General features: G+C 62.6%; 21 protein-coding genes and 2 pseudogenes. 8 read left to right on the forward strand and 15 right to left on the reverse strand.

All coding sequences use genetic code 11. The features are described 5' to 3' along the window. Nucleotides 1-200, forward strand: a pseudogene (locus ACZYOF_RS31810) (IS110 family transposase); the annotation flags it as partial. Nucleotides 201-1,256: 1,056 nt separating this feature from the next. On the opposite strand, the gene ACZYOF_RS31815 reads toward ACZYOF_RS31810, so the two are convergent. From ACZYOF_RS31815 to ACZYOF_RS31830, 4 genes are all read right to left on the reverse strand, one after another. Then, on the reverse strand, nucleotides 1,257-2,042 hold the full coding sequence (locus ACZYOF_RS31815; RefSeq protein ID WP_463718243.1) for a molybdopterin-binding protein: 786 nt from the start codon (nucleotides 2,040-2,042) through the stop codon (nucleotides 1,257-1,259). Between the two features lie 17 nt (nucleotides 2,043-2,059). Next, nucleotides 2,060-2,695, reverse strand: a complete 636-nt coding sequence (locus tag ACZYOF_RS31820) for a cytochrome b/b6 domain-containing protein (RefSeq protein WP_463718244.1) — start codon at nucleotides 2,693-2,695, stop codon at nucleotides 2,060-2,062. A gap of 180 nt (nucleotides 2,696-2,875) precedes the next feature. After that, nucleotides 2,876-3,430, reverse strand: coding sequence for a fasciclin domain-containing protein (locus tag ACZYOF_RS31825; protein ID WP_130584187.1), 555 nt, complete (start codon nucleotides 3,428-3,430; stop codon nucleotides 2,876-2,878). A gap of 391 nt (nucleotides 3,431-3,821) precedes the next feature. Next, nucleotides 3,822-4,583 carry an SDR family oxidoreductase gene (locus tag ACZYOF_RS31830; protein WP_463718245.1) on the reverse strand — a complete coding sequence of 254 codons (762 nt, stop codon included), beginning with the start codon at nucleotides 4,581-4,583 and terminating at the stop codon, nucleotides 3,822-3,824. 77 nt (nucleotides 4,584-4,660) lie between these two features. Between ACZYOF_RS31830 and ACZYOF_RS31835 the strand changes: the two genes are divergently transcribed. Both ACZYOF_RS31835 and ACZYOF_RS31840 read left to right on the forward strand, forming a co-directional pair. Continuing rightward, entirely contained in the window at nucleotides 4,661-6,190 is a 1,530-nt protein-coding gene (locus ACZYOF_RS31835) for a malonate--CoA ligase (protein ID WP_463718246.1), read from the forward strand. A gap of 30 nt (nucleotides 6,191-6,220) precedes the next feature. Further along, nucleotides 6,221-6,718 carry a DUF3658 domain-containing protein gene (locus tag ACZYOF_RS31840; protein ID WP_463718247.1) on the forward strand — a complete coding sequence of 166 codons (498 nt, stop codon included), beginning with the start codon at nucleotides 6,221-6,223 and terminating at the stop codon, nucleotides 6,716-6,718. Nucleotides 6,719-6,748: 30 nt separating this feature from the next. Here ACZYOF_RS31840 and ACZYOF_RS31845 read toward each other — a convergent pair whose 3' ends face one another. Beyond that, on the reverse strand, nucleotides 6,749-7,606 hold the full coding sequence (locus ACZYOF_RS31845) for a sulfite exporter TauE/SafE family protein (RefSeq protein ID WP_463718248.1): 858 nt from the start codon (nucleotides 7,604-7,606) through the stop codon (nucleotides 6,749-6,751). Between the two features lie 20 nt (nucleotides 7,607-7,626). Then, nucleotides 7,627-7,866, reverse strand: coding sequence for a hypothetical protein (locus tag ACZYOF_RS31850; RefSeq protein ID WP_463718249.1), 240 nt, complete (start codon nucleotides 7,864-7,866; stop codon nucleotides 7,627-7,629). 104 nt (nucleotides 7,867-7,970) lie between these two features. Between ACZYOF_RS31850 and ACZYOF_RS31855 the strand changes: the two genes are divergently transcribed. The 5 genes from ACZYOF_RS31855 (at nucleotide 7,971) to ACZYOF_RS31875 (ending at nucleotide 12,561) form a co-directional block, all read left to right on the forward strand. Further along, the gene (locus ACZYOF_RS31855; protein WP_463718250.1) at nucleotides 7,971-8,894 is read left to right on the forward strand and encodes a LysR family transcriptional regulator; all 924 of its coding nucleotides are present in this window, start codon (nucleotides 7,971-7,973) and stop codon (nucleotides 8,892-8,894) included. 209 nt (nucleotides 8,895-9,103) lie between these two features. Further along, entirely contained in the window at nucleotides 9,104-9,502 is a 399-nt protein-coding gene (sdhC, locus tag ACZYOF_RS31860) for a succinate dehydrogenase, cytochrome b556 subunit (RefSeq protein WP_130581523.1), read from the forward strand. Nucleotides 9,503-9,519: 17 nt separating this feature from the next. Next, nucleotides 9,520-9,894 (forward strand): succinate dehydrogenase, hydrophobic membrane anchor protein, encoded by a 375-nt coding sequence (gene sdhD / locus ACZYOF_RS31865; protein ID WP_130581531.1) that lies wholly within the window; start codon nucleotides 9,520-9,522, stop codon nucleotides 9,892-9,894. A 3-nt stretch (nucleotides 9,895-9,897) separates the two neighbouring features. Then, nucleotides 9,898-11,739, forward strand: coding sequence for a succinate dehydrogenase flavoprotein subunit (sdhA, locus tag ACZYOF_RS31870; RefSeq protein WP_282532559.1), 1,842 nt, complete (start codon nucleotides 9,898-9,900; stop codon nucleotides 11,737-11,739). A gap of 39 nt (nucleotides 11,740-11,778) precedes the next feature. Further along, complete coding sequence (locus tag ACZYOF_RS31875) at nucleotides 11,779-12,561, forward strand: succinate dehydrogenase iron-sulfur subunit (protein WP_130581521.1); 783 nt, start codon at nucleotides 11,779-11,781, stop codon at nucleotides 12,559-12,561. 19 nt (nucleotides 12,562-12,580) lie between these two features. Here the strand turns inward: ACZYOF_RS31875 and ACZYOF_RS31880 are convergent, their stop codons facing one another. The 9 genes and pseudogenes from ACZYOF_RS31880 to ACZYOF_RS31920 form a co-directional block, all read right to left on the reverse strand. Beyond that, the gene (locus ACZYOF_RS31880) at nucleotides 12,581-14,110 is read right to left on the reverse strand and encodes a Spy/CpxP family protein refolding chaperone (RefSeq protein WP_463718251.1); all 1,530 of its coding nucleotides are present in this window, start codon (nucleotides 14,108-14,110) and stop codon (nucleotides 12,581-12,583) included. A gap of 416 nt (nucleotides 14,111-14,526) precedes the next feature. Further along, nucleotides 14,527-15,771, reverse strand: coding sequence for a GGDEF domain-containing protein (locus ACZYOF_RS31885; protein ID WP_463718252.1), 1,245 nt, complete (start codon nucleotides 15,769-15,771; stop codon nucleotides 14,527-14,529). 124 nt (nucleotides 15,772-15,895) lie between these two features. Then, a pseudogene (locus ACZYOF_RS31890) lies at nucleotides 15,896-16,108 on the reverse strand (winged helix-turn-helix domain-containing protein); the annotation flags it as partial. A gap of 27 nt (nucleotides 16,109-16,135) precedes the next feature. Then, the gene (locus ACZYOF_RS31895) at nucleotides 16,136-19,480 is read right to left on the reverse strand and encodes an adenylate/guanylate cyclase domain-containing protein (protein WP_463718253.1); all 3,345 of its coding nucleotides are present in this window, start codon (nucleotides 19,478-19,480) and stop codon (nucleotides 16,136-16,138) included. A gap of 94 nt (nucleotides 19,481-19,574) precedes the next feature. Next, entirely contained in the window at nucleotides 19,575-20,447 is an 873-nt protein-coding gene (locus tag ACZYOF_RS31900; RefSeq protein WP_463718254.1) for a hypothetical protein, read from the reverse strand. Nucleotides 20,448-20,545: 98 nt separating this feature from the next. Then, entirely contained in the window at nucleotides 20,546-20,917 is a 372-nt protein-coding gene (locus ACZYOF_RS31905) for a hypothetical protein (protein WP_130583752.1), read from the reverse strand. Nucleotides 20,918-21,234: 317 nt separating this feature from the next. After that, the gene (locus ACZYOF_RS31910) at nucleotides 21,235-21,669 is read right to left on the reverse strand and encodes a cupin domain-containing protein (protein WP_463718255.1); all 435 of its coding nucleotides are present in this window, start codon (nucleotides 21,667-21,669) and stop codon (nucleotides 21,235-21,237) included. 112 nt (nucleotides 21,670-21,781) lie between these two features. Next, nucleotides 21,782-22,666, reverse strand: coding sequence for a LysR family transcriptional regulator (locus ACZYOF_RS31915; RefSeq protein WP_463718256.1), 885 nt, complete (start codon nucleotides 22,664-22,666; stop codon nucleotides 21,782-21,784). A 266-nt stretch (nucleotides 22,667-22,932) separates the two neighbouring features. Then, the gene (locus ACZYOF_RS31920; protein WP_130583749.1) at nucleotides 22,933-23,211 is read right to left on the reverse strand and encodes a hypothetical protein; all 279 of its coding nucleotides are present in this window, start codon (nucleotides 23,209-23,211) and stop codon (nucleotides 22,933-22,935) included. Between the last annotated feature and the right edge of the window lie 367 nt (nucleotides 23,212-23,578).

Raw genomic sequence — 23,578 nt, forward strand, 5'->3', positions numbered from 1 at the left:
CGGCGCTCTACGAGGCCGCCCACATCATGCTGACCAAGCCGGTCAAGGGCTGTGCGCAATTGAAGAGCTGGGCGATGCGGATCGCCCGGCGCGCCGGCATGAGCAAGGCCAAGGTGGCGCTCGCGCGCCGGCTGGCGGTGATCATGCACCGCATGCTCGTCGATCAAACCCCCTTCAACGCCGCCGCGGCGGCAGCCTAACAGGAGGCGCGACAGGTTTTCGAGCGGGTCACCACACCAGGCCTTCTCGAAGCGAAGTCCCTTCGCCGGGACGATGGATCAGGTCAGACCGTTGCCCACCCGGTGGCACTACGACCACGCGTCCGTAGATTGGCCGGCCGATCCTCTCCAACCCCATCAGGTGGCGGCCTTGCGCCGACCCCGTACAGAAGCGAGACCCCGGCGAGCGGATGACGCAAAAGGGATTGACTGATCCAGGCCCGTTACAGAAGGGTGGGCAAAGGCGCGCTTCGCGCCGTGCCCACCATCCAGCACCGCGCTCGCGATGGTGGGCACGCTTCGCTTTGCCCACCCTACGGCATCGCCGCGAGTGCTGATTCAAATGTCAAACAGCAGTGAGGATATTAGTCCGCGTTCTCGCGGCGCATTGCGTCCGGGCTTTGCGTCACTTTCCACCCTCCTCGAAATCAGAGGGCGCAGGGAAAGGCGGGTGCTGGTTGCACCCGTGGGTCCCGTGCAACAAAAAGCACGGGGGTAGGACCACAGGTTCAACCGAAGCATTCCGGCTTTCCCTGCGCAGTGGTTTACGGCTTACTTCGTGCTCTCCTTGGTGACCGGGCTTTCTTGCCACCATCACTCACAGATCATCTCTGCGAACTTAGCGCCAGCGTCGGGGCGCCAGGACCACACGACTTCGCCGTCCGCTGATGCCACGCTCGTCAGTCGTGACACTCTCGTCCACCGCATCTCACCGCAACGTTCGTGACGATCGCGAGCCGCCCCTCATTCGGGTGAGACGCGCGGAGTTAAATCACTGATTTGCCCGACGGCGAAAGCGGAATGTTTTTTGCGCGATGACTGGACGAGGCAAATCACTTTGGAATCGCTGGCGAATTTTTCTCCGCCGTCATTCCGGGGCGTCCGAAGGACGAGCCCGGAATCCATTCAACCGCAGAGCATGCGGCGAAATGGATTCCGGGCTCGCGCTTCGCGCGCCCCGGAATGACGGAGAGTGAGGAGCGCGCGGCCCGTCCCTCGAGACGCCGCTGGCGCGGCTCCTCGGGATGAGGAGCGGAGCTAGCTTCCGCTAAACGAATTGTAGCCCTGGTCTTCCCAGTAGCCGCCCTTGTAGTCGTTGGTGACTTCCATCGAGATCACGTATTTCGGGTTCTTGAAGCCGAGCTTGGTCGGCACCCGGATCTTCATCGGATAGCCGTAGGCGCGCGGCAGGATCTCGTCGGCGAATTTGAAGGTCATCTGGGTCTGCGGATGCAGCGCGGTCGGCATGTCCAAAGGCGAATTGTAGCCGTCCTTGTCGGCGCACTGGAACCAGACATATTTCGCGCGCGTGTCGGCGCCGACGAGCTTTAAGAAATCGCGCAGCGGCGTGCCGGTCCAACTGCCGATTGCGCTCCAGCCCTCGACGCAGATATGGCGCGTGACCTGCTTGACCTGGGGCAGCTTGTAGAGCTCCTCCAGCGTCCACGGCTTGTTGTTCTCGACCAGGCCGCGCACCTCCAGCTTCCAATCCTTGCCGTCGATATCGGGCGCGTCGTCGAGATCGTAATAGCCGTTGAACGGAAACGGTTTTGTAATGGCGCTTTCAGGAAAGGTCGGCGCCAGCGCGTTCGGATTGAACATCCAGGCCTGCACCGCATCGTTGAACTTCGAAACCTGCGCCAGCATCGTTTCCGCCGAGGAGCTGTCGATGACGTCGCAGCCGGTGAGCAGCGTCAGCGCCCCCAGGCTGGCGCCACCCGTGATGAAGCGCCGGCGTGTCAGGTCAGGCATCAGCTTCACGGCGTCCTTGACCACGAGCTTCTTGTCGACGCCGGGGATCAGGAGCTTGCGCATGCGACCCATGGTCTTTCTCCCTCAACTCAGCGGCCGATGATCATGGCGCGCAGGCTCCTCGGCACCAGGATCGCGAGCGCGACGTGAACAACGAGGAAGGCGACGATCAGCGCCATGCAGATGAAATGGACATAGCGCGCGACGTCATAGCCGCCGAACAGCGCCGTCAGCCACTGCAACTGCACCGGCTTCCAGATCGACAGGCCCGACAGCACGATGATCACACCGACGATGATGATGCCGGCATACAGCAGCTTCTGCACGTAATTGTACTTGGCGAGATCGTCGTGCGAGAGCTTGAGGGTCAGCGCCGCCTTGGTGTCCGAGATCACGCCCGCCGGCGTAATCGGCAGCAGCTTCCTGCGGAAGCGGCCGGTGACGAAGCCAAGGACGAGATAGACCAGGCCATTGACCATCAACAGCCACATCGCGGCAAAGTGCCAGAGCAGCGCGCCGCCGAGCCAGCCGCCGAGCGTGATGCTGCGGGAGAAGGTGAAGTTGAACAGGGGTGAGGCGTTGTAGATCTGCCAGCCCGACATGATCATCAGGATCATCGCCACCGCGTTGACCCAGTGCACGATCCGGACCCAGGCCGGCTGGATCACCTTGGTCGTGCTGCTGACTGGGGCTGCGTGCTCGTCGCGGACTGCAAGGCTCGACATGGCTGTTCCTGCTCGGAATTCGTTACGTATTTATACGCCCGGATCGGGGCCTTGTTACCGCGACACCTGGTACCAGTGCGATACGAGCGAGGCATCGCGGTCACAAAAAAGCGAGCCGGGTTTCCCCGGCTCGCTGGTCTCACGCTGCCTGTCTGGGGGATGAAACAGGCGCGCGCGGGGTTACGAGGCGGGCATCAACACGGTGTCGACTACATGGATCACGCCGTTCGACTGGTTGACATTCGAGATCGTCACCGTCGACCAATTGCCCTTGGCGTCGCCGATCCAGACCTTGCCGTCCTGCTTCTTCACGGTCAGTTCCTCGCCCTCGACGGTCCTAAGCTTCTTGCCGTCGGCAAGGCTGGAGGCCTCATACTTCCCGGGCACGACGTGATAGGTCAGGATCTTGGTCAGCGTCGCCTTGTTCTCCGGCTTGACCAGGGTTTCGACGGTGCCGGCCGGCAGTTTGCCGAACGCCATGTTGGTTGGCGCGAACACCGTGAACGGGCCCTTGCCTTCCAACGTGCCCACGAGGCCGGCGGCCTTCACCGCGGCGACGAGGGTGGTGTGGTCCCTGGAATTGACCGCGTTCTGGATGATGTTCCTGGATGGGAACATCGCTGCGCCGCCGACCATCACGGTCTTCTCCTCGGCGCGAACCGGCGCCATCACGGTCGCGGTGAGCGCCAGTGCGCTGAACGCTGCGGCGGCGAGAAGTGCTGTACGTTTCGACATGGACAATCTCCCGTTTGGCTAACAATGACCGGCGGAGCTGCCGCCGGGGATGAAAGGCAACGACGGCGCGGCTATTCGATTGCACCGTCGTTGGCCGCAGCTACGGGAGGGTTTGGGACAGGGTTTCGCGGGATAATTTATCGTGATGGCTGAAACTATCTGCGGGCGTGGCCGTGGGGGTGCGCTGCCGTGGGGTGGGCAAAGCGAAGCGTGCCCATCATCACGAGCGGAGTGCTTGATGGTGGGCACGCTTCGCTTTGCTCACCCTACGAAACTGGCGCCGGAGGTTCGTAGCCCGAATGGAGCGTAGCGCAATCCGGGGCCACTGTGTCGGCGGATGCACCTATCCCGGATTACGCTTCGCTCCATCCGGGCTACAGGGGACCTGCGCCTAATCCCGGCTTGCGGGGGTCTGGATGAAGCCGCGGTTGTGGGTCGGGCTGATCAGGATTTCGTTGACGCAGACACGCGGCGGCATGCTGGCGACGAAGGCGATGGTGCGGCCGACATCCTCGGGCTGCAGCATCCTGGCCTGCTCGGCTTCGCTCGGCACCACGGGCCGCAGTTTCAGGATCGGCGTGGCGACCTCGCCGGGCGACAGGCAGCAGGCGCGCAGACCGTTGGCGCATTCATCCATGTTGAAGGAATGGGTCAGCGCCAGCACCGCATGCTTGGTCGTGGTGTAGGCCGGCCCGGGCATCTTCGAGACATGGCGTCCGGCCCAGGAGGCGACATTGATGATGCAGCCGTCCTGCTGCTTGCGCATCGCCGGCAGCACCGCATGCATGCAGTAGAGCACGCCGTTGAGATTGATCTCGACCAGTCTGTCCCAGCCCTGAAGCTCCATGTCGGCCCAGCTCCGCTTCGGCACGTTGATGCCGGCGCTGTTGACCAGGAGGTCGATGCGGCCGTGACGGTTGAGGATCTGCTCGGCCACCTTGTTGACGTCTTCCTTGTTGCTGACGTCGAGTGGGATGGCCTCTGCCTTGCCGCCCTTCCTGGCGATGTTGGCGACCACCCGGTCCAGCTCCTCCTTGCGGCGGCCCGAGACCACCACCGTCCAGCCGTCGGCCGCCAGGAATTCCGCCCCGGACTCGCCGATGCCGGTGCCGCCGCCCGTCACCCAGGCCACGCGTTTCCCATTATTTGTCATGCAAACTGTCTCCGTTGCTTTCCAAAGGGCGTTTTTGCTAAGCCAGCCCAGCCTTGTTGCCCTTCAGGGGATGTTGCATGAACACCGCCGCCAACGCCAATCTGTTTTCCCGCCTGTTCGACGGTCTCGACGATCCAAGCCGGCTTGCGATCGAAGAACTCGACGGCACGAAGATCAGCTATGCGGATCTGATCGCGCGCACCGGGCGGATGGCAAACGTGCTGGTTTCGCGCGGCGTCAAGGTCGGCGACCGCGTTGCAGCGCAAACTGAAAAATCGGTGCAGGGCCTCGTGCTTTATCTCGCAACCGTGCGCGCCGGCGCGATCTATTTGCCGCTCAACACCGCCTATACGTTGAACGAGCTCGACTACTTCATCACCGACGCCGAGCCGTCGCTGGTGGTGTGCGATCCCTCGAAGGCAGACGGCATCAGCGCGATTGCCGCGAAAGTCGGCGCCAAGGTCGAGACGCTCGGCGCCGACGGCAAGGGTTCGCTGATGGACGCGGCCGACAAAGCGAGCCCGGAGTTCAAGACGGTGGAACGCGGCAATGATGATCTCGCCGCGATCCTCTATACGTCAGGCACCACCGGCCGCTCCAAGGGCGCGATGCTGAGCCACGACAATCTCGCCTCGAACTCGCTGTCGCTGGTCGACTACTGGCGTTTCACCAAGGACGACGTGCTGATCCACGCGCTGCCGATCTATCATACCCACGGCCTGTTCGTGGCCAGCAACGTGACGCTGTTCGCACGCGCCGCGATGATCTTCCTGCCGAAGCTCGATCCGGACCTGATCATCAAGCTGATGGCGCGCGCCACCGTGCTGATGGGCGTGCCGACCTTCTATACGCGTCTCCTGCAAAATCCCGCGCTGAACAAGGAGACGACCAGGCACATGCGGCTGTTCGTTTCGGGTTCGGCGCCGCTGCTCGCCGATACCCATCGCGAATGGTCCGCCCGCACCGGCCACGCCGTGCTCGAGCGCTACGGCATGACCGAGACCAACATGAACACCTCCAACCCCTATGACGGCGAGCGCGTGCCCGGCGCGGTCGGCTTTCCCTTGCCCGGCGTCTCCGCGCGCGTCACCGACCCCGAAACGGGCAAGGAGCTTGCGCGCGAAGAGATCGGCGTGATCGAGGTCAAAGGCCCGAACGTGTTCAAAGGCTATTGGCGGATGCCGGAAAAGACCAAGACCGAATTCCGCGACGACGGCTTCTTCATCACCGGCGATCTCGGCAAGATCGACGCCAAGGGCTATGTCCACATCCTCGGCCGCGGCAAGGATCTGGTGATCTCGGGCGGATTCAACGTCTATCCCAAGGAAATCGAGACCGAGATCGACGGCATGCCCGGCGTGGTCGAATCCGCCGTGATCGGCGTGCCGCACGCCGATTTCGGCGAAGGCGTAACCGCCGTCGTGGTGCGCCAGCCCGGCGCCACGATCGATGAATCCGCGGTGCTGAACGGCCTCGAGGGACGATTGGCAAAATTCAAGATGCCGAAGCGGGTGTTCGTCGTCGACGAACTGCCGCGCAACACCATGGGCAAGGTACAGAAGAACATTTTGCGGGATACGTATAAGGATATCTATACGAAGAAGTAGGGGCGCACAGCCTCCCGGGGGACAGAGCTTATGAACCGAGAGCAAGCGGAAGAGATTCACGAATATCTGCTTGACGTTGTTGAGTCGCTCGAGCGAGCAGAGGGAGCGATCTCCAGCCTCGGTGAGGAAGCACGAAGGATGTTCGCCAGCGGTCTTGGGGCAGCCGGCGATGCTGTGTACGACGAGCTACTGTTCGTGCTGTACAAGAAATACCCGGATCTGAGACCTCCAGATAAAGAGCCTCCGCACATCCTCAGCACACTTCGCTGGGAAGAGGTTTCGCTTCCCTCTTCGATTTCCGAAGCCGATATCGATCGAATCATCTTTTCGGTGCTGCATTCTCAGTGGCGCAAGACGGCGGCGATCATCGGCTGGGCGCTCGATCGGTGTAGGGAACTGGGACTGGCGGTCAGCGATGAGGTCCTCGCCGCGCGGCTCGGCGCACTGGCTGAAGCCGACTGCATTGAGAGCGAAGGCGATCTCCGCATGTGGGGGCATAGTGAGATAAGGAAAAAGCCGTCGAACTGACCGTCCGCCGCTAAAGGCGCAGTTCGGCAGCTACTGCCCGCTCACGAGACTGATCACGAACCGGCCGCCGACGATGAAGAGGTAGGCACCGAACGCCATCTCCAGCGCCCGCTTTGACAGCGCGTGCGCGACCTTCACGCCGAGCGGGGCGGTGACCAGCGTGGTCGGCATCACCAGGATGGCGCCGATCAGCGAGACATAGCCGAGCGCGAACGGCACCTGCAGCGCCAGGACATCGGGAAAGTGCGCCGCGGCCGGCCAGCCGGCATAGACATAGCCGAGCGCGCCGGGGATCGAGATCAGCACCACCAGCGCCGAGGAGGTCGCGACTGCCTGGTGGATCGGGCGGCCGTAGAAGGTCATCAGGAGATTGGCGAACAGGCCGCCGCCGATGCCCATCAAGGTCGAGAGCAGGCCGACGAAGAAACCGTAGACGCGCATCAGGAAGCCCTTGGGCAATTCGTCGCCGAACTTCCAGCCCTCGCGCGCCAATAACAGCCGCGCCGCCGCCGACCAGGCCACCATCACGAACACGATCTTGAACAGCCGCTCCGGCGCAAACCGCGCGGTGACGCTGCCGGCGAGGACGCCGAGCACGATCGGGATCCACCAGCGCTTCAACACCTCCATGTCAACAGCGCCGCGCCGGTAATGGGCGCGAAACGAGCTGATCGAGGTCGGGATGATGACGGCGAGCGAGGTGCCGATGCAGAGCGGCATCCGCACCTCCACCGGCACGCCGGCCAGGCGGAAGCATTCATAGAACACCGGCACCAGGACCGCGCCGCCGCCGATGCCGAACAGGCCGGCGAGAAAGCCGGACAAGGCGCCAACCGCGATCAGCAGCAATGCGAGTTCAACGAGTTCGGTGAGATCGAGGCCAGCCATGGTGTCCCTTGCGTCAGCGTTTAGTCTCTGCGGCCTTGCACGCGCAAGGCCGCCAGAGCCGCCACGGCTGGCGCCACGAGGATCAGGCCCAACCCGAAGGCCGAGGGGTATCGATCGCCGGCCTGAGCCAGCATCGCGGCCCCATCGAGCAACAGCCCCGTAACCGAGAAAACAACAGGACCGATCAGGCCGTCGGCCGATCGATTGTGAATCAGACGGATCGTCCTGGGATGCGATACGAAGCCGGTACTCCATCCCATCTCAAATTCCTCCGTTTGGCGGGTTCTCGAAGCCTAGACCCTTGTCGAAGGCGGGAGTATCTAGCCTGCTTGGTGAGAAGCCTTGCGAGTTTCGGAAGGATCGGATGGACCAGCTTTCGGCCATGGCGACCTTTGTCCGCGCGGTGGAGACGGGCAGCCTCTCGGCGGCGGCACGGTCGCTTCCGAGCTCGCTGACCTCGGTCAGCCGCCAGATCTCCGCGCTGGAGGAGCATTTCGGCACCAGGCTGCTGCTCCGCACCACGCGGCAGCTCGCGCTGACCGATGATGGCCGGATTTTCTATGAGCGCGCGAAATCGATCCTCGGCGAGGTCAAGGAAATCGAAGCCGCGTTGTCACGCGACCGTCACCAGCCCTCGGGCCGGATTCGCGTGAGCTGTCCCAGCCTGATGGGTCGGCTCGTGATCGCGCCGCTGCTCGCCGAATTCCTGCGCCGCTATCCGTTGCTGTCAGTCGATCTGCTGCTGGTCGAACGCGCCGTCGACATGGTCGAGGAAGACATCCATCTGGCGATCCGGGTCGGCCGCTTGCGGGATTCGCAACTGGTCGCGCGCAAATTCGCCGACCTCAGGATGATCGTATGCGCCTCACCCACCTACCTCGCGCGCCGCGGCGTGCCGCAGACGCCGCGCGACCTCGCTGGTCATGACTGTCTCGTATTCTCCGATGCGCCCGGCAGCGCCGAGTGGCGTTTCGCGGAGAGCATGAAGGTAGACCGCAAAATCCGCATATCCGGTCGGCTCTGGATGAATAGCCTTGATGCGCTTGCCGCGGCGGCGAAGGAAGGCGCGGGCATTGTGCGCGTGCCGTCATGGCAGGTCGACGCCGATATCAGGGCCGGCAGCTTGCGGCGCATCCTCGCGAACTACGAGCCGCCGCCGACGCCATTGCACCTGGTGTTTCAGCCATCGCGGCTTGCGTCGCCAAAGACCCGGGCATTTGTCGATTATCTCGTCGAACGTTGGCGAGCCGTCGATCCGTTCGGCGCGCATGCCGCCGCAACCTTATAATCGAATCAGAATTCGCTTCTTGGTCTGGGCCGACCGCCCTGGTATACCAAGCCTCTGATCGGCTTGCTTCATCAATGATGTAGCAATGAATACCCGTTCGTTTTGCAGGCATTTGGCCGTTGCGCTGTAAGGTTCGACTCCGTAAATAGAATTTATCTACCGCGTTCCCCGATGGGCCGGCCGCGGTCCCACCAAACTCAAAGCCGCTGATGACCGCCAGGATCGAACGACCGCTCTCGCCCCATATACAGACCTATCGCTGGACCCTGACGATGGCGCTTTCCATCGTCCACCGCGCCACGGGAATAGCGCTTTATGTCGGCACGCTGCTGCTCGCCTGGTGGCTGATCGCGGCGGCTTCGGGCCCCAGCGCCTACGCCAATCTGCAGGCTTTCACCGGCAGCTTCATCGGCAAGCTGATCGTGTTCGGCTACACTTGGGCGCTGATGCACCATCTGCTCAGCGGCATCAGGCACTTCGTCTGGGACCTGGGCTACGGCTTCAAGGCCAATGAACGGGAAGCCCTGACCTGGGCCGCGCTGATCGGCGGCATCGTGCTCACCGTGCTGATCTGGATCATCGCTTACGCGATCGGAGGCGGACGATGAGCGACTCTCGTTCCTCGATGCGCACGCCGCTCGGCCGCGTCCGCAATCTCGGCGCCTCGCATTCCGGCACCACCGATTTCTGGCGCCAGCGCCTCACCGCGATGGCGATGACACTGCTGATCGTGCCGGTGCTGTTCGTGATCCTGACGCTGGTCGGCCGCAACCACGCCGGCGCGGCACAGATCCTCGGCTCGCTGCCGATCGCGATCATCCTCTTGCTATTCATCGTCGCCAGCACCTGGCACATGAAGATCGGCATGCAGGTCGTGATCGAGGACTATGTGCATAACGAGAAGCTGAAGCTCGCCAGCATCATGGCCAACAATTTCTTCTGCGCTGCGGTGGCCTTGGCCTCGATCTACGCGCTCCTTAAATTATCCTCGGGAGTATGACCTATGGCCGCTGAAGGTAACGGCAAGGCCACCAATGGCAGTGGCCCGGCCACGAACGGCAAAGCCTATCCGATCGAAGACCACACCTATGACGTCGTCGTGGTCGGCGCCGGCGGCGCCGGCCTGCGCGCGGTGGTCGGCTGCTCGGAAGCGGGCCTCCGCACAGCCTGCATCACCAAGGTGTTTCCGACGCGCTCGCACACGGTCGCAGCACAAGGCGGCATCTCGGCCTCGCTCGGCAACATGCATCAGGACGACTGGCGCTGGCACATGTACGACACCGTCAAGGGGTCGGACTGGCTCGGCGACCAGGACGCGATTGAATACATGGTGCGTAACGCGCCGGAGGCGGTCTACGAGCTCGAGCATTGGGGCGTGCCGTTCTCGCGCACCGAGGACGGCAAGATCTACCAGCGTCCGTTCGGTGGCATGACGATCGACTACGGCAAGGGCCAGGCGCAGCGCACCTGCGCCGCCGCCGACCGCACCGGCCACGCGATGCTGCACACGATGTACGGCCAGTCGCTGCGGCACGCGGCCGAGTTCTTCATCGAGTTCTTCGCCATCGACCTGATCATGGACGACCAGGGCGTCTGCCGCGGCGTGATCGCGATCAAGCTCGACGACGGCACGCTGCACCGCTTCCGTGCCCAGACCACGATTCTCGCCACCGGCGGCTATGGCCGCGCCTACGCCTCCTGCACCTCGGCGCATACCTGCACCGGCGACGGCGGCGGCATGGTGCTGCGCGCCGGCCTGCCGCTGCAGGACATGGAGTTCGTGCAGTTCCACCCGACCGGCATCTACGGCGCCGGCTGCCTCGTCACCGAGGGCGCCCGCGGCGAAGGCGGCTATCTCGTCAACTCCGAGGGCGAGCGCTTCATGGAGCGCTATGCGCCTTCCGCCAAGGACCTCGCCTCGCGCGACGTGGTCTCGCGCGCGATGACCATCGAGATCCGCGAAGGCCGCGGCGTCGGCAAGAAGAAGGACCACATCTACCTGCACCTCGATCATCTCGATCCGAAGGTGCTGCAGGAGCGGCTGCCTGGCATCTCCGAATCGGCGCGCATCTTCGCCAATGTCGACGTCACCCGCGAGCCGATCCCGATCGTGCCGACGGTGCACTACAACATGGGCGGCATCCCCACCAACTTCCACGCCGAAGTGCTGACGAAGCGGGACGGCGACGACAATGCAGTGGTGCCCGGCCTGATGGCGATCGGGGAAGCGGCCTGCGTCTCCGTGCATGGCGCCAACCGGCTCGGCTCCAACTCGCTGATCGACCTCGTGGTGTTCGGCCGGGCTGCTGCGCTGCGCTGCGCCGAGAAACTGACGGCCAACGGCAAGCAGCCGGAATTGCCGAGGGATTCCGCCGACCTGGCGCTGGGCCGGCTCGACCATTTCCGAAATGCTTCGGGCGGCACGCCGACCGCCAAGCTGCGCGACAGCATGCAGCATGTGATGCAGACCAATTGCGCGGTGTTCCGCACCGGCGAAGTGCTGCAGGAAGGCAAGAACCTGATCCACAAGGTGCATGGCGGCATTGGCGACATCTCGGTCTCAGACCGCTCGCTGGTGTGGAATTCCGACCTGATCGAGACGCTGGAATTCGACAATCTGATCGTGCAGGCCGTCGTCACCATGGATTCGGCGGCTAACCGCACCGAGAGCCGCGGCGCGCATGCGCGCGAGGATTTCCCTGATCGTGACGACAAGAACTGGATGAAGCACACGCTGGCCTGGCTCGATCAGAAGGGCAACACCACGATCGAGTTCCGCCCGGTGCATGATTACACGATGACCAACGACGTGCAGTACATCCCGCCCAAGGCGCGCGTGTACTGATCGCGCGTGGATTGATGACGACAGCGAAGGCTTGCAAGCATGGTTGAATTCGCGCTTCCGAAGAACTCGAAGATCTCAGGCGGCAAGACCTGGCCGAAGCCGGCCGGCGCGACCGAGACGCGCGAGTTCAAGATCTATCGCTGGAATCCGGACGACGGCAAGAATCCAAGCGTCGACACCTATTATGTCGACACCAACGATTGCGGGCCGATGGTCTTGGACGGCCTGATCTGGATCAAGAACCACATCGATCCGACGCTGACCTTCCGCCGCTCCTGCCGCGAGGGCGTCTGCGGCTCATGCGCCATGAACATCGACGGCCAGAACACGCTCGCCTGCACCAAGTCGATGCATGACGTGAAGGACGGCGCGGTGAAGGTCAATCCGCTGCCGCATCAGCCGGTGGTGAAAGACCTCGTCCCCGATCTCACCAATTTCTATGCGCAATACGCGTCCATCGAGCCGTGGCTGAAGACGGTCACGCCGACGCCGCAGAAGGAATGGAAGCAGAGCCACGAGGACCGCGAGAAGCTCGACGGCCTCTATGAATGCATCCTCTGTGCCTGCTGCTCGACCTCATGCCCGAGCTACTGGTGGAACAGCGAGCGCTTCCTCGGCCCCGCCGCGCTGCTGCAGGCAACCCGCTGGGTCACCGACAGCCGCGATGAGGCCACCGGCGAACGGCTCGACAATCTCGAGGACCCGTTCCGCCTCTATCGCTGCCACACCATCATGAACTGCGCCAAGGCCTGCCCCAAGGGCCTCAACCCCTCGGAAGCGATCGCCGAGCTCAAGCTGAAGCTGGTCGAGCGGCAGATGTAAGCCGCTGGCGAACGCCGGATCACGCACGCCCGCGGACGTATCGACGCCCGCCAGCCTGCTGCGGACCGATCGCATCGAAGGCCGCTTTCTGCTCGTCGGTCAGCGATCCATAGAAGTCATCCATCGCCGTGCGCACGGTCTTCACCGCCTGCAGCATCGTGTCGAGCCGCCGGGCGACGGCTGCAAGGCGTGCCGGCGGCGTCAGCGCGTCCTCCGGCCGGATCTGACACGATGCCTTCAGCGTGTCTGCGGCCTGGGCAGCGGCGCCCTGAAGCGCGTCAAGATATTGGCGCTGCTGGTCGGTCGGCCTGACCGATTGATCGATTGTGGCGGTCGGCCACTCGCTCAGCGCCGGTTGCGTCACATCGCAGGCTGGTCCGGTCGGGCCGGCTCTCGCCGCGGTTCGGCCCGGACGCTGGCGTGTCGTCGAAAGTGCATTGATCTGCGCCTTCTGCTCATCGCTCAGGAGGCCGTAGAACTTCTCGAGCGGCCCTTGCACCGTCTGCACCGCGACGATCATCGCTTCGATGCGCTGCTGCATCGCTGCAAGCCGGCCCGGCGCCGTGAGCGCAACGTCGGTGGGGCAGGAGGTCTTGAGGGCTGCAGCCGCCTTTTCCGAAGCGTTGGCGAGTTCTTCGAGCGCGGCGCGCTGTGCCTCGTTCGGCTGGATTGCATTCTGGAATGCCTCGATCGGTAGCCCGGCAATCACGCGGCTATCGTCGCCGCACATTTGCGCGAGGTTGGTCCGACCGTTCGACGGCGCATAGGCATAGGTGTCGAAGTTGCCTCCGCGCCGGCCAGCATAACGCGGCAGGTAGCCCGCATAGCCCATCAGGTCGTCATAGCCATAAAGGCCGAAGATGCCGGCGTAGAGGTCCGGGTAGCCATAGCCCCAGAACGCATCATCATAGGGATAGCCCCAGAAGGTGTAGTCATAAATGTCATAGAAAGCGAACGGCCAGAACAAGGGGCCGACCCACCCAAAACCGCCATCGCGGTGGCGCCACCACGACCGGTTGCCACCGTGCCACGCCGCCGTGGCTAAGCTCGCAGTGATGAACGCGCGGGTGCGCGGATCGCGCAACGCGACGGTGCTGTTCAGCGCTCGGTTGATGGGGCGCGCGTTCAGTGAACGCCGCACGGCGTTGGCGTTCCGCGCCACGTTGACGTGCCTCGCCGCAAGCGCGGAGGCGCCGACCGCCGCGGCTCTGTTGTGCGGCGCGAACGATCGCTGGCTGAACGAACGGCCGCCATGGAAGCTCGGCCGCGCAAACGAACGGCCTATCCGCGGGGCAAAATGAGGTCTCGCGGCGATTGCACGGCCGCCACCGAAGTTTCTTCCGCCGAAGTGGGAGCCGCCACCACGAAAGCCTCCACCATGGAAGCCGCCGCCGTGAAAGCCACCGCCGTGAAAGCCGCCGCCATGGCCACCACCCCCACCATGGCCACCGCCACCTCTGGCATACGCCGCGACCGACAGAACCATCGCGAAGGCCAGCACGACAGCGCATGCAGTGAACTTCGAGCTGAGCTTCAACATTGAAGTCATTTGGACAAGCATCCTCCGAATGACCGCTTCGTCTTCAAAAGGAGTATCGATGCCTGCCTCATACCCCGGTCTGGTGTCCGACCAACGAAGGGCACAACATCTACGTCAACCGCCCGCGGACACGGGCCAATAAGGTACAAAGTGCACACAAGCGAAAAGTTCCCCACCTGCTCCGGGAAATTTCGGCATGTTGGGAATGCGCCTGGCGTCGACCCCACGATCGCGCCGGGGCACGAAGATGGCGAGCTTACCCCGGAGGAGAATGCACGCAGCGCGACACTCCTTCCATCATCGTCGGTGTCGTCGCAGCTGTCGTCGTCGCGCTTTCCGTGTTCTACCTCTTGCGACCGGAGCCACTGCTCGTGCAGGGCGAGGTCGATGCGACACGGCTGGATATCGCCGCCGCCACCAAACATTTAGGCGTCCGCGCCGATAACTCCGTTCCTGCCTGACGCCTTCGCCCGATAAAGGGCAGCATCCGCCTTTTCGAGCAGCTCCCGAAAAGCCCTGGCATGCGTTGGAAAGGTGGCGATGCCAATGCTCACCGTCACCGCCCGCTCCAGTTCTGGATGATTGCTGTCGGCCACAGCCGCCCGAATGCGTTCTGCCAGCGCCATGGCGCCTGGGGGCGTCTGCGGGCACAGCAATGCGAACTCTTCCCCGCCATATCGAAACAGCTCGTCACCCTCACGCTTTGAGGCGACAATCGTCTCGGCCACCTTGCGGATCACGCCATCGCCAACGACGTGGCCGCGGCTGTCGTTGATCGACTTGAAGTGATCGATGTCGATCATCATGAGACTAAGCGACAGGCCCGATTGAGAAGCTGCCTGCAGCATTGCCGCCCCTTTGGCATCGAACTGCCCGCGATCCTGAAGTCCCGTCAGCGCATCCTTGCCAACCCGCTCAGCAAGCTTCTCGTAGCGATGCCGGTAAGTCAGGCGATCGAACACATCCGCGGCGCGACGCGATTGCACGGGAAGAGTCTCCCGTTCAACGATGCGAAGATATGCGGTCATCATGAGGCTGAAGAGGGCAGCCGCGGCGATCTTGGCGATCCACCCGCCGTACAATGCCGATTCTGGTACGCCTGTAAGGAGATGCAGCCCCAGGTAGAAGAAGACCTGATCGAAGCTCAACACAAGCGCCAAGCTGATGAACATCCGCCCAGGGACGGTATTCGTCACCATTTTTCCAAGCCGTTCATAAATGATGACAAGGGCGATCAGATCGATGAACAGCAATAGGCTGCCCCAGACCATGAGCAAGCCCATTTGGTCGATGAAGCGCAGATCCGGATTGTACCCTGGCAAGCTCGCCGGATTGCTGTAGAGGCGCAGGATAAGCCCTAGTGCGATCATCAGAATGTTGCCGCTCAGGAGGCCGTAGATCGGCTGCCGCATCACCTCGGCGTCTTCCTTGATGTAAAGCAGCAGGAAAAAGCAGAGCTTGCCCGCGAACATCACGGTGGACCCTGGCGAGATCAGACCGAAGGGCAGTTCGATGAAGAAGGTGGCCGCCAAATAGGTCTCGAGGAAGTGCATCGTGCCGAGGAGGCAGAAAAAAACGCCAACTCCAATGCTCTGCCTTGCTCTGAAAATGCTCCCCATGAGAATGAAATAGATGATGCCATGCGCGAGCAGGACAAGAGAACCGAACATACCGCCAAGAAGCCCCTACCGTGAAAGTCGATCTGTTCCTCTCCCTTGCCATTTTGCCTTGCTCCCCTCAATGGGGCGCGACATCGGTGCAATCAGTATCCTACAAATCCTCCATTCCCCACGTCTAGCTATCCTCTCGGATCTCCAGCCCGGAAAGGCGGTAGCCGACCCGCAACTCCGTGATCAGATAGACCGGTTGCGAGGGATCGTCCCCGAGCTTCTGGCGAAGCTGGGCCATGTAGATGCGGATGTAGTGAGCGCGCTCGGCATAGCCCGGCCCCCAAATGTCCAGAAGCAGTTGCCGGTGCGTCAGCACCTTGCCGTGACCGCGGATGAGTGCGGCCGCGACCGCCGCAGGTGAGGATCAGAGCGCCGCGGCTTGAGCGTCGCGCGCCCGCCTGAGGTCGGCGGTCTCGGCCCCCTCATCGAACCAGCGGCAGATTGGCTCCAATAGCGCGCGCGCCGCCTCGAGCCTTCCTTGCTTGCGCCAGAGTTCGGCCAGGTCCATCGAGGCGCGCAGCTCCAGGGATTTGGCGCTTTGACCGCAGGCCACGTCGATCGACTTCTTCAGGCAAGATTCGGCGTCCGAAATGTTCGAGGGGTCGAGCGCCAGAAGAAGCTGCGCTTTCTGCCGATGCAATTCCGATTCCCATGACCTGCCTGTCACGTCATCGAGATTGGTCAGGGTCTGCTCGACGATCCATAGCGCGTACTCATTTTCTCCCGCCTTGGCGTGCATCTCCGCGAGCCAGCTCTCCATCATCGGCAGCATGAAGCCGACGTTGTTCTGCCGGGCCTCGTCGAGCCCGCGGGCGATCTCGGCGCGGGCCTCTTCAATCCGGCCGAGGTCGCCGACGGCCCGGCCGCGCGAAATTCGCGACAGGATCGCATAGAGCGAAAACCGCTGCTCCCGCGACACCTCAAAGCTCTTCTCGGCGTTCTCGAAGGCGAGATCGGCCTCCCCGCGCAACAGGTGCACGACCGAGGTCATGTAATGCGCGAACGCTATGGTGTAGGGGTGGCGAAGATCCCGCGCCAAGGCAAGCGCCTCCGAGACGCGCGCGAGCGCCTGGTCGGGATAGCCGAGGAACCACAAATCCCAGGACAGCAGCAGCAGCGACGCCGCCTGCGGCTCGACCATATAGAGATGGTATAGCGGCGGCCTTCCCTTGTTCATCGAAAGCTTGATCGACTCCTCGAAATGGTCCACCGACGATCGAAAGTCCCCGATCGTCAATAGCGTGCTGCCCATCATTCTGTGGGCGACCATTCGCGGCACGGCGTCCGGCAACGCCTGAGCCCGCGACATGAACTCATCGGCCATGCCGAGCGCTTCATCATTCTTGCCGGACATCCAGGCATTCCCCCACAACCCGAACAGCGCCTGGAAATATTCGGGAATGTTGCCGAGCCGCAAGCAGAGGGCCCGCGCCTGCGAAAAAGCTTCGCGGGTGTCGGCGGAGGCATAGCCCTGCACCGCGATGAGCGGTATGCCCAACGCCAGTTGAATGTCGGTCTCCTGCCTGGTCCGCTCGAGCGTGTCCGGCAGGGCGCTCAGAAGCTGAAGGGCCTTTCGAAAATTGGCGATGGCCTCGACATTGGCCGAATGCGCTAGCGCGCGTTGCCCGGACTTGAACCAGCAGCGAATGGCAAGTGGATGATTGCCTGCCTCCTGATGGTGATAGGCGAGAACCTCGGGCTGATTTTCGGCAAGCTCCGGGAAATCATGCTCCAGGATCGTCGCGATGTCGGCGTGAAACTGCAGCCGCTTGCTCTTGAGCAGGGAGTCGTAGATCGCATCGCGCAGCAGCACGTGCTTGAAGGCGAAACGGACGAACGGCGAAACGTCGACCCGGTAAATGATATCCGCGCGTTCGAGCAATGAGAGCGCCGACAGCATATCCTCCTCGTCAACCTGCGATGCAGCCGACAAGAGGTCATAGGAGAATTCCCGTCCGATCACGGCCGCGATCTGCGCAAGCCGGCGGCTTGGTGCGACCCGGTCGAGCCGTTCCATCAAGGCGTCGCTTAGCGTGTCCGGAACGCGGAGCAAGGCCGGCTGCGCCTTGCGCTCGACGGCGCCTCGGCTTCGCAAAGGGGCGCTCAACGTGCTGTTTGTCAGTTCCTCGATGAATAGCGGGACGCCATCGGCCTTTTCGATGATCTGGTCGAGCAACGGCTGGGGCATGCTCGCGCCGCTCAGGAGCTCCCGGATCATCGCCCTGACCTCGCTGTGCGACAGCCGCGTGAGCGAGTGCAGGGTGGTGTTCGCATGAGTGATCCACGCGGGGCGAAATTCGGGCCGACAGGATACGATAAGCAGCACGCGGGCGCGGTCGATGCGGCTGGTGACCAGTTCGAGCAGCTCAAGGGTCGACGCGTCAAGCCAATGCGCGTCCTCGAAGATGCAGAGCGTCGGGCGTTGAGCGGAAAATGCCAACAGGATGTCGACAAGCGTAGAGATCGTCCTGTTTTTCACTTGCCGCGGCGTAAGTCCTGACAGTTCGAGGTCATCTTCCAGCGGGATCGACAACAGTTTTGCGATCAGGGCGACCGGCTCCGCCAAGCCGTCAATCGGGCGCGGAAGGTAGACCTTGAGCTTCGCAAGCTTGTCCGCATCGGGCTCGCGTGCCGTCAGTTGGGCGGCCTGTTCGATCTGCTCGATCACAGGAAAGAACGCGCTCTGACTGTGATAGGGCGAGCACTGATGGTGAAGCAGGATGTGCGGCTCATCCTCGACACGCGATTTCAGTTCGTGGAGAAGCCTCGATTTCCCGACTCCGGGAATTCCCGAAAGAAATATGACCTGGCCGTCGCCCTCCTTGGCTTTCTGCCACCTGTCGAGCAGCAGGCTGAGCTCGCTCGAGCGCCCGATCAGCGGCGTAAGAGAACCCGCATGCGCCGCCTCGAAGCGGCTCGTGGTGTGCTTTGCCGAGAGCACGCGATAGACGTGAACGGATTCAGTTACGCCTTTGAGCTCCTGGAGACCGAGGTCCTGAAAATCAAACGCAGCCGATACAAGCCGTCTGGTCGATTCCGAAACGACCACCGTGTTGGCAGCGGCGAGAGTCTGCAGACGCGCGGCGATATTCGGCGTCTCTCCTACCGCGTCCATCGACCACGTGCCACTGTCTCCGGTTTCGCCGACCACAACGGGGCCGGAGCAGACACCCACCCGGCACGTCAGGGTAACCGGCCCCGCAATCTTCGTAACTCTGGAAACGATCTCCAGTGCCGCATGAGTGGCACGAACGGCGTCATCCTCATGCGCATAGGGCCAACCGAAGAACGCCATCGCGCCGTCGCCGAAGTAGCGCGCGACCTCGCCTCCGTAGCGCCGGATCGCGGTGCTGCATTCCCCCCGATACGCGTCAATGAGTTTTTGCAGATCCTCCGGATCCAGCGCCTCCGAAAGCTGCGTGGACCCGACCAGATCACTGAACATCACCGTGATCTGACGGAATTCGGCCTCGCGCTGCGGCGCGACCGGGATGGACGCCACGCCGAACTTCGCTGCCGTCAATGCTTCGATGGCCTTCAGCAGCTTCTTGCGATGACCTAAGGAAATAACGCCAAGCTTCCTGAGATCATTCTCGGTCAGATCCGGAAGGACGGAGTATTCGATATTGTTGTCTGCGAAGGTTTGGGCGTACTGGCCCAGGCCGTGTCCACACAGCCAGTCGCGAACCTCGGTCGTTGTCCTCGCCATTGCAGAGGCCCTCGTCTGTTGTCGCTCGAGGCACGCCAGACTGCGACGACTGTCGTGCCGTTCTGCTCACGCCGAGGGCCGAGCACCGCGCCTCCTACTGTACGAAGGCTCTACTCAGAGGATACGGAAGCGCCTCTCCGACCGCCTGCTGAAGCTCGTCGAGCATCTCCGCCTCGGATTTGAGCAGCTCGTGATTATATCCCTCCGCCATGATCAATGCCGATTCATACGTCTCCTGGACGACCCTGATGCGATCGCTCGGGGGAAGGGACGCGACAAACTCGATCGTCTCTTCCACGTGGGCAACCTCGCTCCCAAGGCAACTATGGCTTCGGAGAAAGCGGGTCGCATCGACGCCATCAGGGCATAGTGCCTGCATTTTCTCGATATCGGTCTTCTGCTTGAGCGCGGCGATGCGTTCCAGACAATAGGAATAGCCGATGCAGCCGATCGGGTAGTCCTCGACGCAGAGCTCATCGAACCGATCGCAGAGCGGCTTGATGCCCTCGGGGATGAAGTTGGCGACCAGTCGCTCGGCGGGCAGGCCCAGCGCGCGAAGATCCTTGAGCGCGAGCCGGTCGTGACCGGTCTCCTCGCGCGCGCGTTCTTCGAGATAGGCTGCCACTTCCGGCCTCCCCAGTTCGTTGAATCGCCTGGCGGCGCGCTGGAGATTTCGCGGCGTGTGGACAGACGTGTGGTAGGCGCCCACGATGGCGACGATGTAGCCGACGAGCGTCGGCGCCGGGCTGGCGAGGCGCCCTTCAATTCTGGAAAATCCGAGATTGATCGCGCCGTCGAGCAGCCCGATCGTGCTGCCCCTGGCGCCGACGCCCGTCATCGGCGTCGCAAACGGATCTGTGTATTCCTTTGTGCCGCCCGGGAGATGAAACCAGACCTCTCCCGACTCGCGCGCGATGATCGAAATATTGCCGCCAACGTTGACCCACTCCGTGACCAGGGGCGCCATTCCACACCTCCATATCCGAGCGGTCGCGCGCGCATCGTTTCCCGCACGGTGCGCGCGAAACTCGCTAAAAACACAACTCAGGCCCAGTCTCGACCGCGCTAGATTCCGTTTGGCGTAATGGCCATCAGCAAGCGGGCCGTCTCGAGAAGAGACAGGTGAAGCGGAGGCTTGTCGACCCGCGATCGGTCCGGCACCACGAAAATGACTCCAGTCCCATCAGGGTCCGGGTTGTGACAGCCGCTATTATACTCTTCTTCCGTGAACACGATGGGGTTCGCCAGAAATATACCCCGGGCCTGAAGCGACGCTTTGGCGTTTGGCGAGGTGCCGTCCGACTGCCGCGTCGTCAACCACTTTTCAAAATCTGGATCGGTCCACGCCTCGACGATCAACTGTGCGAGGGCATCGTTCTGATAAGAAAAATCCAGTACTTTCTCTTGGAGATTAGCGTCCCGGAAGATACCTGCCATAGCGAAGCCCTCCGTAAAATACAGGGGCGCCGTTCTGACGCCCGGTATCTCAGTAGCTTAGTTGTAGAACTCTGCGGTGGCAAGCCAGACTAGCGCCACCGAAAAGGCTGTAAGCATTCGACGGACGACCATGGAAGCTGGCCGCCGCCGAACGCCGGGCCGTCAAGGCTTTGCCGCGGCTTCCACGCCGCGAAGCTGGGCGGCTACGGTCAATTCGCCGATCTTGCTGCCCATCTGTTTTCCAACTTCGGTAGAAAACCGATAGTGAAAACCGGCCTGCGCCTGCGGCCATCAGGCGCAGGCCGAGCGCAGAGAACTTAAGGAAGAGGTCCGACGATCGCCTGATCGTGGCGTGCCGCGATGCCGGGCAAGAGATCCATATGCTCCTCCCGGGGATTTGGAATGTCGTGCAGGTCGCGGAAAAACTCTTCGTGGCGGCGCGGCGTGGACACCAGAATATGTCGCGCGTCGGCGTCCCCGACATTGGTGAAGCCGTGGACCGTACCTCTCGGGACCAGGACCCGTGCGCCCGGCCCTGCCACGGCGGTGCGCTCGCCGATAAGGTACTTCAGTTGGCCTGCGATCACGATGAAGAGCTTGTCTTCGGTAGCGGAGATGTGCGCGGGTGCGCCGGCGCCGGGCTTGATCGTCATGTCCAGGATCGTGAAGGGGCTCGGATAGGGGTTGATGATCGCTGCGGTAATCCCGGCGAATTCCGTCGTTTCGAATTTCGTGGTGATGTCGGCTTGCATGTTCGCTCCAGACAAGGTTGCTATCTGACAAGCCGCATATGGCGGCCGCGCGCGCCGTGAGTAGCCCCACTGACCCGGACAGAGCGGCCAGGCTACTGGCCAATCGAGCGCGTCACCGTCCGGCCGACGCAGCCTCCAGATGGCGCGCCAGGACTTGCGCGAACGCGTTGACCTTGGGATTGAGGTCGGCGCGCGAAGGAAAGGTGAGATGCAGCCGGGTCGAGCCCGAGAACAGGTTCGGCAGCACGGGCACAACGGCTTTCGATCCAAGCTCGGCCCGGCATAGCGATTGCGGCAGCAGCCCGACGCCTTGATGCAGCAAGACAAATTCACGCACCAAAGCGAAACTGTCCACCGCGAGCTGAAACTGCGGGAACTCAACCCCGTTCTTGAGACCGCGGGACAGCAGGCGGCGCAGCTCGGGCCGTTCGGGACCAATCAGCGTGCTCACCGCGTGTATGTTGGCTGGCTCGCCGTTCCTGCGCAGATATTCGGCGCTGGCATAAAGGCCGAACTCCATGTCGAGAACGCCCTTGACGAGCGCTTCCTGCGGATTGGAAGCGCCAATGCGAAGGGCGACATCGATGTTCTCGGAGATGAGGTCGAGCACGTCGTTCGTGAGCAGCACCTCGAACCGCACGGCGGGATGCGCTTCACGGAATTCGGAAACGGCGGCGGCGATGATACCGGGCGGAAAGTCCGCCGGCGCCGTCAGACGGATTCCACCGACATAGGAGGCGCCTGCCTTGCCCAGGCCGTCGAGCGCGCCGGCGAGAGAGGCCAGAGCCTCCGCAGAGCGTCCGTACAGTTCGGCGCCTTCCGTGGTGAGCGAAAAAGCGCGAGTCGAACGCTTGAAGAGGCGGACGCCGAGTGTTCTTTCCAACGTTCGGATGCGCAAACTGACGGACGAGCGCGGTGTATTGGTCTGACGAGCGGCCGCGGCAAATCCGCCAGCCCGCACGACAGCGACAAAGGTTTGGAGAGAGTTGAGGTCCATTCGGCGCGCCTTTTGTCACGCCAAAATCGGATCTGGTCGCATCGGCCGATCCGAAATCACGCATGTCATATGATTTATCCGCGATCTGCGGGCAGACGGACGAAGCACGTCGTGGCGGAAGAGGATTGATGTGGTTGCCGGCTTCAATGACGTTGCGGAGCTACAGGATCGTTTCAACGAATCAGAGATGGGTTACATTCGAAATGTTGTCCCGTGCGTCCACACCGGCCAGGACGCACGGGACCACAAACGCTGGGGCACGAAACTCAACAGCCGTGGCAGATCGTGAGCTTGCGATCGACAGCACGATCCTCTTCGCTGATGCGCTCGAGCTCGTTCGGATTCTGCGACAGCAGGTCCTTCGCGTGGGGCTGACGATGGCCGACCGGCGCAGGCCACGGCAGACCTAGCGTCCGTGATGAGGCATCGGACATGCCTGACGAGACGGCAGAGGGCGATGGTTTCGCCAGTCCCACCGTCTCGGCCGTGGCCGTGCGACCAGAGAGTAACGCCGCCAGAAGCACTGCTCCGATCATCTCACGCATGATTGCTCTCCAAAGCTTCGATTGCCGTTGGTGTCATCGGCTGACCTCCTTCCGATATGGAGCGGCCAGAATCGGCGCGGCTTGCTACAGCGTGATTTCAATCGTTCGGGAGAACAGTTGCGGTTGTAGCAACCGACCAACTAGCCGTGATGAACCGCGGGCGAACGTCTCGACGATCTCGAGAAGCCGTTCTTGCACCGCCTAGAGCGTGATGACTTTTCTTCGAATCGTCATCCCGCTCTAGCATTACAGTTGTCTTTTTGTTTTGAAGTGCGCGCGCTGGGCGGCGGCCTGGTGAGCTCTACGCCAAAGTGACCATGCGATGATGTGTGCGGGTTGGATTCGCTTTCGAGCGAGTCTGATGGCG

The organism is Bradyrhizobium sp. LeoA1Lang (genome assembly GCF_055413685.1).